The organism is Catonella massiliensis, assembly GCF_016651435.1.
Classification (GTDB): domain Bacteria; phylum Bacillota; class Clostridia; order Lachnospirales; family Lachnospiraceae; genus Catonella; species Catonella massiliensis.
Genome location: NZ_JAEPRJ010000001.1, coordinates 202,976 through 217,637, shown reverse-complemented (window position 1 = coordinate 217,637; position 14,662 = coordinate 202,976). Strand labels below are relative to the sequence as shown.

The window sequence follows — 14,662 nt, the reverse complement described above, 5'->3', positions numbered from 1 at the left end:
GTTTGCGCTTATATGCTCAAATATAACCAGATATCTATGATAATACTTCAAAAAATCTAACCCTTATCTACACATCCACCTTCGCATATTTAGCTTCATTCATTATAAATTCCCGTCTTGGCGGTACTACGCTACTCATAAGTAAGCTTGTAACCTCGTCAGCCTCAACAGTATCGCTTATATCTATTCTTGCAAGCGACCTGGTCTTTGGATTAAGGGTTGTCTCCCAAAGCTGACTCGCATCCATCTCACCAAGTCCTTTGTAGCGCTGTATCTCAAGGATTTTGCGGTTTTTATTCTTCCTGAATTTCTCAAGCTCATAGTCATTGAAGATATACTCTGACTTCTTCCTCTTCTTTCCTGACTTAGCCCTCCCCTGCTTAACTTCAGGCTTTTCTCCGACTCCAAGCTGAAAGATATCAAGCTGCCCTTCCTCAAGCTTCTTCTCAGGCACACTGGTAACCTCAGCACCGTTCTCCTCATAGTCAACCTTGTATAAAGGTGGAAGTCCTCTGTATATCTTGCCTTCTTTTATAAGATCAGGCATAAATCTATAGAAAAATGTAAGCAGTAGGGTACTTATATGAGCCCCGTCCACATCCGCATCAGTTAGTATTATAATCTTGTCATAACGAAGCTTTGATATGTCAAAATCATCTCCGATGCCACAGCCAAAGGTTGCTATCATCGACTTTATCTCATTATTTACAAGTATTTTCTCAAGTGCAGCCTTCTCCACATTGAGTATCTTGCCTCGAAGCGGAAGCACCGCCTGAGTTTTACGGTTTCTTGCAGTCTTTACCGTACCTCCTGCAGAGTCTCCCTCCACGAGATAAATCTCACATTCAGCCGCATTCTTTGATGAACAGGAAGCAAGCTTGCTCTTTACATCAAAGTCATTAAGGCTCTTAAGCACTGCATTTCTCGCCTTATCGCTTGCCGTTCTTGCACTGTAGGACTTCTGTGCAAGGTCAAGAATAGACTTAAGCACCTCTATGTTTTTATCAAAATATCTGACTATTTCCTTTGAAACCACCTCTTCAACCGCAGTCTTGGCATCGGTATTGCCAAGCTTTGTCTTGGTCTGTCCTTCAAACTGAGGGTCGGGATGCTTGATTGAAATAATCGCCACTATACCGTTACGAATGTCCTTTCCGTCAAAGTTATCATCCTTTCCCTTGAGGTAGCCAAGTTCTCTTGCATACTGATTCATAACCCTTGTAAGTGCAGTCTTAAAGCCCGTTACGAGGGTTCCTCCGTCTATTACATTGATACGGTTACAGTAGGCATTTATCTGTTCAGAGAAGCCATTGGTATACTGGAAGGCAGCCTCAACCTCTATATCTCCGGACTCTCCCTCCACATAGACAACTTCATCATTGATAACCTCTGCCTCACGGTTGATGTATTTGACATAGCTTTTGATACCGTCTTTTTCTTCGTATGACTTCTCCTCGCCTGTATTTTCATCAACAAAGTTGATTTTAAGTCCCTTATTTAAAAAAGCTGTTTCTTTTAGCTTTTTCTTTATGATGTCAGCCTTAAATTCGACAGTTTCAAATATAGTATCATCAGGGTAAAAGGTTACGCTTGTACCTGTATCTGACTTCTTGCAGGTTCCTACCACCGGAAGCTCACCCTTAACTAACTTTGTTACAGGATGTCCTCCATTTTCGTACTCATCTATATAAACATTGCCATCTCTTCTAATCTCAACTATCATCTTGGTCGAAAGAGCATTTACCACAGAGGCACCTACTCCGTGCAGTCCTCCCGATACCTTGTACGCTCCTCCAGAGAACTTGCCTCCTGCGTGAAGAATGGTATATACCACACGCTCTGTGGGTATTTTCTTGGTTGGGTGAATGTCTACAGGCACACCTCTTCCATAGTCCCTTATGGTTATGCCGCCATCACTTCTTAGTGTAACATCAATCCGGGAGCAAAAGCCCGCAAGATGCTCATCTATACCATTGTCAAGAATCTCCCATATAAGGTGGTGGAGGCCTCTTGTACCTGTGCTTCCTATATACATACCCGGGCGTTTTCTAACAGCCTCAAGCCCTTCAAGTACTACTATCTGACTTCCATCATAATTTCCATTCATAACTCTCATCCTATCTTAAGTCCAATATATACTCCCGCTATACTGCAGGCTACAGATAAAACTATATAACTTCCTGCAAGCAGCAGGTTTCCCTTTTCAATCAGGTTAAAGGTTTCAAGCGAAAATGTTGAAAATGTGGTGAGCCCTCCACAAAACCCTGTCTTTAGAAGCATTAGCTTCAAAGGAGACATTCCTGTCCTATCCGCATAGGATACAACTGCGCCTATGATTATGGCTCCGATTATATTGGTAAAAAGCGTATTTACCGGGTAATTTATTTGCTTTATAGGAATTACGGACAGTAGATACCTAAGTACCGAGCCAAGAAATCCCCCTATTCCAACTGACAGACATTTTATAAACATTCTTCATACCTCCCTTGTTAAGCACAACATTCGTTGGAAATCAAGTATAGCAGATTATAAGCCCATTTGCAAGAAGTTTCGAACAGAAGTTCTTATGTTATGTTCCTCCCCTTCTCCAATTCTTCCTCATAAGCCCCCACTTTTCTATTGATGTATTTAGTCCTAAACTTAGAATAAATGATATTCTGCTCTGAGTATAGTCCAAAATAGCCTGACATTATGTAGCTGATGGCAATGGCAAGCAGGAAGTAGATATTGCCCTCCTTGAAGCCGAAAAGCTCAGAAATGATAAGCAGTGAGGCGATAGGGCAGTTAGTCACTCCCACAAAAAGCCCTGCCATTCCGCAGGCTACAGCAAGTGAAGTAGGTAAGCCAGCAACAAGTGCAAAGAAGTTGCCAAAGGTTGCTCCTATATAAAGAGATGGCAGTACCTCGCCACCCTTAAAGCCTGAGCCTATACAAAGTGCAGTAAGAAACATTTTCATAAAAAATGAATACCAAAGCACCTCTCCATCTACAGCCCGCTCTATGACAGGCATACCTGCTCCAAGAAAGTCCCTTGTTCCAATCAAAAGATTGATAACAACAAAGATAATACCTCCCAAAAAGACCTGCACATAGCGGCTTTTGTGAAGCTTTGCAAAGCCACTGCCAAATCCCTTTAACATAAGGCAGAAAGCTATACTTAAAAGACCACAGAATATAGCTAAAACTGCTACCTTCCAAGTAATCTCTATATCAAGTCCGACATCGATAACACTCCCAAGCTGCGCCTTGCTAAACCCACATAGATGAGCCAGCCAGCTTGCAGTGACAGAAGACACGTAGCAGGGAAACATAGCAGAATACTGGATGATACCTATACTCGCCACTTCCATCGGGAAAAATACTGCCGCTATAGGTGTACCAAATATAGCTGAAAAAGCCGCACTCATACCACACATGATAATCATGCGCTTTTCCTCTTCACTTAATTTCAGCCATTTAATCTTGTTAAGCCCTGCCGCTGCTGCACTTCCAAGCTGAAGAGCAGCACCTTCCCTGCCCACCGAGCCACCGAAGGCATGTGTAATAAGGGTAGATACAAAGATAAGGGGAGCCATAACTACAGGAAGCTCCGTCTTTGCCTGAATAGTGCTGATAACCAGGTTTGTGCCTTTCGCCTTATATACCCCTGCAAAACGGTATAAAAACACTATAATAAGGCCTGCAAATGGCAGTCCGTAGAGCATTTCAGGATGAGTCTTTAATAAATTGTTTGCCCTTATGTCAAGCGCTGAAAATGCCACACTGATGCCTCCTACAAAGAGGCCTACCAATGTGGCAAATATGCACCAACGAAGCAGATTAAAGATGTTCACCCTGATTTCTGTTACTATCCTCTTAAACTCCGTTATAAAATTCTCCATGAAAACTCCGGTACCTTATATTTTTATGTGGGTGTGGGTTGCATCCTACACCCTAGGATACAGAACTGCGTGAGCACTGCTTAACCTTGCAAGCGTAGCATGATACAGGACTGCGCGAGCACCGCTTGCCCTTGCATCATAATACATTACTGAGCCTTAACTACAAGAGCCCAGGTTTTTGAAGCAGGCGTCCCCTTAAGTACGGTAATTGTTTCAGCACTAACAGACGCTCCCTTAAGAGCTGTGGCAAATGGCATATAGTAAAGCTCTGCCATTCCTGTCTGCGCATTCTTACTGAAATAGAAGTATGAGCCATTGTCTGAACTAAGGATATTTGAACCAGGCATGATATATACCTTTCCTGCTCCGTTGTCGTTAAGCCCCAGAGTTGAAAGCACTTCCTCATATCTGGTTACTACTGTATTTGAAGCATTTTTAAGAGTGAAGTTAATGAGGTTCTCCTTGCCCACAACTCCTCCACCGCTTATTTCCAATGAGCCTACACTTGCACCCTCACTAACCTTAGAATCCATGGCATTGTTAGCCATACCTCCTACAGCTACCGCTCTTATATTTACTGTACCTGTAGTAAGAACTGCTGCCTTAAGAGGATAGGTAAGGAAGGTCTCTCCATCTACTGTTACAGGCGAAATGGTCTGAAGCTTTCCATCCGCTGTATCAAGCATAAGACCTGTGTTGCCTGTGATAACAAGTGATATCTTACTCTGTGGAATGCCTGCATTGTAAATGCTGTTACCCGCACTGTCCCTTGCCCTTACAAGCACGTAGTAAGACTCAGGAATGGTATTGAGTGAACTTGTTCCTCCAAAGGAATTAATCACAGTTCCAGCAGTTAAAAATGTATTGTTATCCATTACCTTCACATAACCTGTAAGGGTACGCTTGTATATACCCATAATCTGAAGTTCTTTAATATAGCTTGGATTGCCTATCTTAATCTGAACTTCCTTGGTTATAGGAGTAGCACCTCCATAGGTTATATTCAATCTTCCTACATAACCAACTGTCTGGTTAGGCTCCAAATCTATAAGGAATTTGCCGTCTGCTACAAGGTTTACAGGCTTGTTGCCCTCCCATACCGCGCTAGTCTTGCCTGCAAATCTAACATCTCTTGTAACATCATTACCATACTGGTCAAGAAGCTTGTATCTCACCTCGGCCTTCATACCACTGTCACTAAGGGTGGCAAGAGGTGCCTCCATGTTTTCAACAACAATTTCCTTAACTGCTGCCTGTGTGGTGGCTGGTGTCCTATCCTTTATGTCAACTCCTATTACATTGCTCTTCACACTTGGAGCGGCATTCCTGCTGCTCTTTACAGAAGCCCTCACATATACCTTGGTAGCTGCATGACCTGCAACTAAAAAGCCTGATGAAGTTATGGTAGCAATGTCTGAAGATGCAGGTATGGTGCAGGCTTCATCTGCAAATAAGTCATAGAAAATGCCATAGGTCTGCTTTCTTCCGGGACTTAGCTTTAACTCGTTACTACCTGCCTTTGAGACAGACTTAAACTGGATGATTGAGTCTGTAAGCATGGTGCCGTCAAACCTGCCTGTTCCTGCTATAGAAAGACTGTCAACACCGCTGTTTACATTCACCTTACATTTAATTGTAATCTGCTTCTTATTCACTGTGTAGGTAAAGCTGATAACCGTAAGTCCGGGCTTCTTTGCGGTAACTACACCGTCTTTTGATACAGTTGCTGCATTTTTATTGGAAGACTTCCAGCTTCCCTTAACTCCTGAGGTTCTTCCTCCTATGCTGTAGTCAATATCAAGCTTTTTCTGCCCTATATATACTTCCTTTGCCTTCCTAAGAGTCAGCATAGAGTTCGGACTACTCTTGTCGTATAAAAATGCAATTGCCGCCTTAGCCTCTTCTCTCGGTGAAAGCACTGAGAAGCTGCCAAAAGCCACTGTTCCTGCAAGAAACATAGCTAAAAATTTATTTTTCATGTAAATCTCCCTTCGCACAACTTTAACTTACCCAGGTTAGGGCATTCTCACTTTAACATCAATATATGTCTGAACTGTGTTAGATTTATTACCTATTTTCCACATTTTAATAAATTTCCTATTTCTTCTGTGGAAAACTCGTATTTTTTGCCACAGAACTGACAACATACCTCCACAGGCTTATCCTCTTCATAAAGCGAGGTCAATTCTTTCTCCCCTATGCTTATAAGCACCTGTTCCACTCTTTCTTTGTTGCAGTCGCAGTAAAAGGAGGTCTCTGTCTTGTCTGTGATTTCAACATTTAAATCTTCAAGAATGAAAGTTAGAATCTCCTCAGGAGTCATATCCTCATCCAGCATACCTGTAACTGAAGTCACCATAGGAAGCTTCTTCTCAATGGCATCTATGGTCTCATCGCTTGCCCCCGGCATTAGCTGGATAATGAAGCCTCCTGCTCTCTTTACGCTGTAATCTCTATCTACAAGGACTCCGAGCGCCACCACGCTTGGCACCTGCTCGCTGGACGCAAAGTAATAAGTCAAATCCTCTGCTATCTCACCTGTGACGAGGTTGGTTCTTCCCACATAAGGCTCCTTAAGACCCATATCCCTGATGACAGTCAGCACTCCACTTCCTACTGCAGCCCCTACATCAAGCTTTCCTTCCGACTTAAGCGGAAGCTCTACATCAGGGTTATAGACATAGCCCTTCACCCTTGCCTTAGAATCTGCTGTAACTATAAGCCCTCCTATAGGTCCATCTCCCTTTATCTGAAGTGTGAGCCTGTCATTTTCTCCCTTCATCATAAGCCCCATCATAGAGCCTGCTGAAAGAAGCCTTCCAAGTGCTGCTGTTGCCACAGGCATACTATCGTGGTGAAGCCTTGCTTCTTCTACGAGATTTTTGGTTGTACAGGCAAAGGCTCTTACCTCTCCTCCTGCCGCAACTGCTCTTACTACATAATCTTTCATATACTTACCTGTATGTTTTCCCTTCCTGATATTTTTCCTTAGCTATAAAGTAAAGACGCTCGCTCTCCTCCTTAGGTGCTTCCCTTGTAAATGCATCATAAACTGCCACAAATTCAAGCCCTCCCTCGGCAAGAGCCTCCTTTATCTCCTCTATAGTATAACCCTTTTGGTAGTGAATTTCATCAAATCTTAAAAATCTTCCCTTTTCGTCCCCGCTATCTTCCAGATAAATGGTAAGGTCGTACTCATTTATCCTTTCCTCACTATCATAATAATTATCCCAGATAAAGCTCATATTTTCCCTGTTTTCAGCTATTACACTATCTCCTAAGAGGGTTTCGTATTTATATATTGTATTTAAGTCAAAGATAAATACTCCGTCCTTATCAAGATAAGTATTAACCAGCTTAAATACCTTCACAAGGTCTGACTTTTCTAAGATATAATTAAGCCCGTCACAGATACAGACCACTGCACCCACCGTACCGTAAAGTTCAAATTCTCTCATGTCCTGGCAGAGATAGAGGATATCTCCCTCCCCTTTAGTCTCCTTCTCTGCGGCTATCTGCAACATGGATACAGAATTGTCTATACCTATCATATCATATCCTGCTGCCTTTAGTCTAGTTGTGACATTGCCGGTGCCACAGCCAAGTTCAGCCACCAGACCTCCCTTTACACCGTTTTCTTTAAGCAGGCCTATGAGGTACTTCGTCCACTCATCATAGGGTACATTGTCCATAAATTTATCATATACTTCCGCAAATCCCAAATAAGCCTCCACAATTTCTCCTTCCTGCATCTAACTTAAGACACCTTAAAGCAGGCTGATTAAGCCTCTAAGTTTATTTCTTTTCCAAGTGAAAATGAATAGATAATCCTCTCCTTAGGCTCTTTTCCCGTGATTCTCTTTAAGGCGAGGGCGTAGTTATCAAGCTGAACCTTATATCTCTTTATAAGCTCATCAGAACCTTTATCTCCATATACCCTGTCAGTCTTATAGTCCATTAAGATTACATCATCGCCCTCCATAAACCACGCATCTATAATACCCTGTACGAGAACCATTTCCTTCACTTCGCCGTTACCTGCATCCATACCCATAACAAAAGGAGATTCCCTGTATAGCTTATCTTTAAGAAATGCCTTACTCATCCTCTCATACAGCCTGCTCTTAAAAAACTTCATAAAGTGCTTTATGACAATGCTCTCCCTTTCCTCTTCTGTTATTTTTTTGTCAATAACAAGACTCTCCAGATAATCCTTAAACAAAGCCTCATCATAAGACTTTCCAAAGTCAAGTCTGCTAAGGATGCTGTGGTAGAGAGTTCCCCTTGCGGCTCCTTCCACCTTTTCAGCCTCTCCCCTCATAAATTCAGGGATGTAAGCCTCAAAATCAGTCTTTATCTCACCTTCAAAAGGAGTTTCTCCTCCTTCTTCCTCCTCCAGATGCAGTCTTTTAAGCTCAGATACCGTCATCTTACTCTTTAGCACTATAGCCTCATTATAAGGATAGATATATTCTCTTTCCCTGGTGATTAACCTGCTTAATTCCTCGTAGTTCTCAGTCTCAGGGAGATTTTCGATGAGATTTGAAATGTCATTTTTAACCACTTCTTTTTCTGCCATTTCATCAAGGCTTTTATCTATCAGCTCCCCCGCTCCCTTAATAGTAAGCTTGAGCCTTCCCTCTTCTTTCTCCTTTATTAGCGCAGGCATGGCAAAGTCTAAGAGAGAATTAGTCTTTGAAAGAGAGAGGAAGTTCTGCTCATCATTTTCCCAGATACCAAGCCTCTCCTCCACCTTGTCACAGCCTGCAGTAAGTATCAGCTTATCCTCTGCCCTAGTCATAGCTACATAGAGAAGCCTTATCTCTTCTGCAACATTTTCAAGCCTCAACCTTCTGGCCACCATCTTCTTTATTATAGTGGACTTCTTCTCCCTTGTCTCTATATTAAAATCATCTATACCTATTCCAAGCTCCGGGTGAATAACCACAGCCGCCCTTGAATCCTGATTGTTCATGCTCTTTGACATCCCGCTTACAAAGACAACGGGATACTGAAGCCCCTTGCTCTTGTGGATGGAGAGTATCCTCACTGCATCCACACCGCCTACCCCTGCTTCACCAAAGTCAACCTCGTATTTTCTAAGCCTGTCTATATATCTTACAAAATGCCCGGTTCCGTGTAAAGAGGTAGCTTCAAATGCCTTAGCCTTAGAGACAAGCATATCTAGGTTTGCCGCCCTTGTTTCTCCCGATGGCATGGCACTTACGAAGCTGTAGAAATTGCTTTCTGTAAATAGTTCCTTTATTAACTCATGAACAGGGGTAAACACCAGTTTAGACCTGTTTTCATTCAGCCAGTCTATGAACTTTTTACACTTATCATCTTCCGAAAGATTAATCACCTCCCAGAGGTCAGCCTCATCTTTTTCAAGTTCATTGGCATTTATACGGAGTTTTGCAAGTTCTTCTTCGCTAAAGCCTCCTATAGGAGAAAGGAGAACTGTTCCAAGTGGGATATCCTGATGCGGATTGTCAAGTATCTTAAGAAGAGCCAGCATTACCTGTACCTCCCAAGCCGAGAAGTAGCCAGTACTTGACTCACAGACAGCAGGAACTCCCTCTGAGATAAGCACCCTTCTAAAACTCTCGGCCCACTCCACATTGGTTCTAAGAAGTATGGCTATATCGCTGAATTTAAGAGGCTTGCCCTCATCCTTTTTCTCAGTAATAAGAGCCTTTATCCGCCTCGCTACAAGGTGAGCCTCAAGCTCTATGTCACTTAGCTTTAGGAGTTCTTTTGGTATTTCACTGTCCTTGTCGTAAATCAGGACTTCTGTGATGTTTAGAGCATCCTCCTCCTTGTCCACTCTTCCCTTAACAAGCCTTGCAGCCTCATCATAGACTATGCCGCCAAGCTCCTCTATCATCGTCTTTTCAAATACAGCATTTACAGAGCCTATGACCTCCCCACCACTTCTAAAGTTATTGTGAAGGTCTATTCTTCTTTCATTTTTCCCCTCGGAGTATCTGTTATACTTCTCTATAAAAAGCTCCGGTTTAGCCTGTCGGAATTTGTATATACTCTGCTTCACATCTCCAACCATGAAAATATTTGACTTTCCGCCATCTTCCCTTGCTATGGAGGTTAAGATGCTTTCCTGAAGGAGGTTGGAATCCTGGTATTCATCTATCATTATCTCTGCAAATTGCTCACTATATACCTTTGCAGCCTCGGTAGGCTTACCTTCATAATCAGTAAGTACCTTGAGGGCAAAATGAGCCCAGTCGGAGATATCCACCACATTTCTTTTTTTCTTTTCAGAAGCATAGGCCTCATCAAACGCCCTTGTGAGCCTGATTAGTTCCCTTATAACCCTTGCTGTAACAAGCCTTGATTTTTCAATGTCTTCCACACTCTCAGAAAGGAAGTCCTCTCTTAGCTTGTTGAAGCTTTCTTTGTAAGCATCTCTGATGTTCTTTGCCATTTCCTTCTTGCCCTCATCCACATCAGCGGCCTTTTTTGAAGAAAGCCTTCCAAAGCCTGCCTCTCCCGCAAGCTGTATGAGCTTACCAAAGCTATCTGCCTTTAATAGAGAGTTAAACAGGGCAACATCCGCACTTCCTGCCTCCTCGTACTGAGACGGTCCGTAGGGAGAGAGGGAGAGGCTTACAAATTTCTCTGCCTCTCTTCTTAACTCTATAAGCATTTCCATACAGAATTCAAGTAAAATATTCTCAAAATCAGAACCTACAAAGGCCCCTTCTTTATTTGTTAATTCTTTGTCAAACCAGCTATCCTTGTCTGGCAGACTTTCCGAGAATCTATACAACTGAAGAATCAGCTCTTCAATCACCTTATCAGACTTCCCTCTGGCAAAGTATTCCACAAAGTTGATGAAGTCCTCGTCCTTTCTCTCATACTCCTCTTCAAGCAGGTCTTCAATCACCTTTTTTCTTATAATCACACCCTCAGTATCATCCATTGTTCTAACTGCGGGGTCTATCTCAGCCTCCTTAAAATTCTCCATAACAACCTTCTTACAAAAGCTGTCAATTGTGCTCATATTAGCCTCAGAAAGCAGGGCTGACTGCTTCATAAGCCTTCTTGTAAGCTGTGAGTCCGGATTGTTATTTACCTCTTCTTCAAGTTTCTCCGCTATGGCAGAGCCTATCCTCTCCTTCATTTCCCTTGCGGCATCCCTTGTAAATGTAACCACCAAAAGCTCGTCTATATTGATGGGAGAGGTCTCATCAAGGATTCTTCCCATTATTCTCTCTATGAGTACTGCAGTCTTACCTGAGCCTGCCGCCGCGGAAACCAAGAGATTCCCTCCTCTATGCCCTATGACTGCGAGCTGTTCATCAGTCCATTTTCTTTCCATTCTCACCCTCCAGCTTAGCCCTAAGCTCCTCAAAAAAGCACTTCTTATCTATCTTTTTCAGCCTGTTATAGTTATATCCCGGCATTTTTAAGTCAAAACCACAGAGCCCTCTATATTCACAGTAGTCACAGCCTTTTTCACTTCCAAGACTATAAGGCTTTGGATATATTTCGCCCCTTAGTATCCTCTTCTTTGACTTTTCTATCTCAAGCTCTGAGTTGTCTATGAGTTCATTCATTTCACCACTTACATAGAGTCTCGTAGTGCTGCTTGGCTCCCCATCTTTTTTAGTCTTTAGCTTAATTACATCCGAATCAGCCTGCGGGGTAAGAGTGTTATTGTACACCATAGCCTCGTCTATCAGCCTTATATTGTGGTTACCTGTGAGGGTTATGCCGTCAAATCTAAGTTCTTTTAGAATGGCGTCTTCTCCTCCCCCAAAGTCAACGACAGGATCATTTATGTGAAAATAATATGCTCCTGACGGAATGATGAGATTGTCTTTTCTTTTCTTTCCGAACTCTTTTCTTATGTAGTTAAGGTAGGTAAAGAGCTGTAAATCAAGCCCATAATAGGCTCTATCAAGGTCAAGGCTTTTACTGCCTGACTTATAATCAATTACCCTTACATACTCACATTTCTTAAATCCTTTAATTTCCTTATTCTCTGCAAGCAGGCTGCCGTCAGGAAGGTAGTCTGAGAGTACGGCATCTATCCTGTCTATCCTGCCCTTAAAGCCTCCTGTCACAAATTCCTCCTCAAAGGCTACAGGCGTAAATGAGCCTTTTTTAATCTGGGTAAGCACAGTCCTTACAGCTCTGTCAGCTATCCTTCTTAACCTTTCAAGCTGGTAGCTGTTTCGAGCGGAAGACTTAAAGATATCATCGCCATAGTCAAAGGTCTCAGCAAGGCTTTCTGCCTGAATAGCTGTCCTTTTCTCCTCTGAAAGAAGTGCAAAGCTCTCTCCGCTTTCAACCACCTTCTTTGCAAATCTTTCAAGCACCTCGTGGAGGATATTTCCTATATCCATTGGCTGGATTTCATATTCAGCCCTCTCCCTAAGCCTTAGGCCATGCTTTATAAAATGAGCATAGGCACAGGAAGAAAAGAGCTCAAGCCTTGTAACGCTGCCCTTTAGCTTCCCATAAAGATTCGTTGCAATATACTCCTCAAGGCTGTTTCCATGTGCCTTTGAAGCTGTACCGCTTATTATTTTGTTGTATCTGTCATCATTATGAGTCTGATAATATTTTATCAGATTTATAATGGTTTCATCCTTTAAGTCCCTTTGTTTAACAGCCGAAAGTATCAGCCCCAGTCCGCCGTCTTTCCTGATTTCATCAAGTAAAGATGAAGCTTTAGCCTCTTCCTTAAAGCTATCCTTACCAAATTCAGCCTTAAGCCTCGTTACAAAGACTGATGGCTTAAGGGGCTTCCCCTCCATGTCCGAAACACTGTAGGATACATATAACCTCTCTGTAGGCTTGGTAAAAAGCATGTAGATATAAAACTGCTCCCTAAAAGCTCTTTCTTTGGCAGTTGGAGCAAGTTCAACATCAAGCCCCATAAGCTTTTCCTTTTCTGCATCAGTTATTATACCTCTTGTACTTCCTGACTTTGGCACCTTTCCCTCATTAAAGCCAAGGCAGAAAAGCACCTTGATGTCCTTAAGTCTGGTACGCTCCACGTCTCCAATTACTATCTGGTCAAGCCCTGGCGGGATAAAGCCTGCTTTTCCCTCTGCAAAGCCTGATTCAAGTATAGTCCTGAACTCTTCTATGCTAAGTTTTTCATCTCCGAGAAGTTCATAAAGCTTCTCAAAAACCGACATTACTATCTTGTAGCAGGCTGCATATTCTTTAGCAGCTATCATCCTTCCTTCACTTTCAAAGTCTGCGCTTAGCTTCATAAGCCTCTCTTCACAGCCGGCCTTCACCACAAAGTTATAAAGGGCTGTGATATAGTCTGACGTTAAAGATGTCTTAGCTTTTAAAACCTCATATAAAGGGGTAAACTTCTTTACAAGATTATCCCTTATACTCTCAGCACTATTTTCTTCATCTGTAGGCTCTACACTTAAAAAGCTTTTCTGATACCTCTTAAGCCCCTTTATTCCCCTTCTTAGTATATAGTTTTCAAATATGTCTACCTCCTTAATATCCACATCTGCAAATCCGCTTCTTAGGTACCTCATTACTGCATCGTATGTAAAATTTTCCTCTATAACCAGTATCGATGCCTTTATATATTCCACAAAGGGATTGTCTGATATAGTTTTCTTGCTATCGAGAAAGTACGGAATATCCTTAGCTGAAAGTGTGTCTGCAACCACTTCCCCGTATTCTTCCATATCACCTGTAGCAATTGCAATCTCCCTGTACCTAAGCCCCTCATCTCTTACAAGAGATAAAATAAGCGGTATAAGGCTCTCTGCCTCTTCCTTTGGATTATTATAGACAGAAACAGATACCGCCCCTTTTTCCTGCTTAATCTCCTTTATAGGATATCTAAATATCTGTTTTTCAAGGAGGCTTAACTCCCCTGTCTTGCCTTCATAATCAGCAATTATAGGCTTAGCTATATTTACTTTTCTGTCTTTTGCAAGTTTATTTACCCTATTTATAGTATCCTTACTTAGGTGAAATAGGCTGAATTTCTCATCATTTTCACTGTAATATTCTTTCTCTGAGATAGTAAGGGTAATGAGTATATGCTCTGCCTTTAAGAGGAGCAAATCTATGACTTTAAGCTGTACAGGGGTAAATCCCGTAAACCCATCAAAACAGATAACTGCACCATCAAGGAGCTTTGACTTTTCTACCTCAGAGGCAAGCACATCTAGAATCTGCTCAGCTGATACATATTTTTCTTTTTTATAGTTGTTAAATGCACTATAGATTAGATTAGTGTCGTGAAGCTTGGCAGCAAGTACAGGGGAGGTAGTTTTCTCTTCGATATCTGCGAGGGTCCCAGGTGTGATTCCGTACTGCATAAGCTCACTGATAAGGGACTTGATATCTTCGGTAAATCCCTGTCTGCCTACCATGTTTTTGTAGAACTTAAGCTCCTTCTTTAAGCCTCCAAGCAGCTTTCTAATTATCATATTTTTGCCGGTATCTTCAAGTACAAGCCTTTCCTTTATATTTAGCTCCTCGAACACTCTGTAGGCAAGGCGCATAAAGGAAAGCACGTCTATGTTCATAATAGCACCATTGCTGCTTAGACGCACCAAGTCCCTCTGTGTCTGCAAGGTAAACTGCTCAGGCACTATTACAAAGTAATTTTTATCCGGATTCTTTTCTGCCTCTTTTACTATCTTCTTAAAGCAAAGTTCAGACTTCCCACAGCCGGTTCCACCAATAACATATTGAACTGCCATACACCCTCCACCTTAGTTAAAAAAATGCCTGCTATAAGCAGGCATAACTTTCCTATATTT

8 protein-coding genes are annotated in these 14,662 nt (G+C 42.2%); all 8 read right to left on the bottom strand.

The annotated features are described in order from the left end of the window. Window positions 1-67: 67 nt before the first annotated feature. Window positions 68-2,107, bottom strand: a complete 2,040-nt coding sequence (locus JJN12_RS00885; protein WP_208427925.1) for a DNA gyrase/topoisomerase IV subunit B — start codon at window positions 2,105-2,107, stop codon at window positions 68-70. Between the two features lie 5 nt (window positions 2,108-2,112). After that, window positions 2,113-2,472 carry a fluoride efflux transporter CrcB gene (gene crcB, locus JJN12_RS00880; RefSeq protein ID WP_208427924.1) on the bottom strand — a complete coding sequence of 120 codons (360 nt, stop codon included), beginning with the start codon at window positions 2,470-2,472 and terminating at the stop codon, window positions 2,113-2,115. A gap of 92 nt (window positions 2,473-2,564) precedes the next feature. After that, entirely contained in the window at window positions 2,565-3,881 is a 1,317-nt protein-coding gene (locus tag JJN12_RS00875) for a chloride channel protein (RefSeq protein WP_208427923.1), read from the bottom strand. Between the two features lie 146 nt (window positions 3,882-4,027). Then, a complete protein-coding gene (locus JJN12_RS00870; RefSeq protein WP_208427922.1) occupies window positions 4,028-5,860 on the bottom strand; it encodes a hypothetical protein in 1,833 nt (610 codons plus the stop codon). Window positions 5,861-5,952: 92 nt separating this feature from the next. After that, complete coding sequence (hslO, locus tag JJN12_RS00865; RefSeq protein ID WP_208427921.1) at window positions 5,953-6,831, bottom strand: Hsp33 family molecular chaperone HslO; 879 nt, start codon at window positions 6,829-6,831, stop codon at window positions 5,953-5,955. Between the two features lie 4 nt (window positions 6,832-6,835). Then, window positions 6,836-7,615 carry a class I SAM-dependent DNA methyltransferase gene (locus JJN12_RS00860; protein ID WP_208427920.1) on the bottom strand — a complete coding sequence of 260 codons (780 nt, stop codon included), beginning with the start codon at window positions 7,613-7,615 and terminating at the stop codon, window positions 6,836-6,838. 47 nt (window positions 7,616-7,662) lie between these two features. Then, complete coding sequence (gene addA, locus JJN12_RS00855; protein WP_208427919.1) at window positions 7,663-11,223, bottom strand: helicase-exonuclease AddAB subunit AddA; 3,561 nt, start codon at window positions 11,221-11,223, stop codon at window positions 7,663-7,665. Continuing rightward, window positions 11,204-14,602, bottom strand: coding sequence for a PD-(D/E)XK nuclease family protein (locus JJN12_RS00850; RefSeq protein ID WP_208427918.1), 3,399 nt, complete (start codon window positions 14,600-14,602; stop codon window positions 11,204-11,206). Before JJN12_RS00850 ends, addA begins: the two co-directional genes overlap by 20 nt. Window positions 14,603-14,662: the final 60 nt, after the last annotated feature.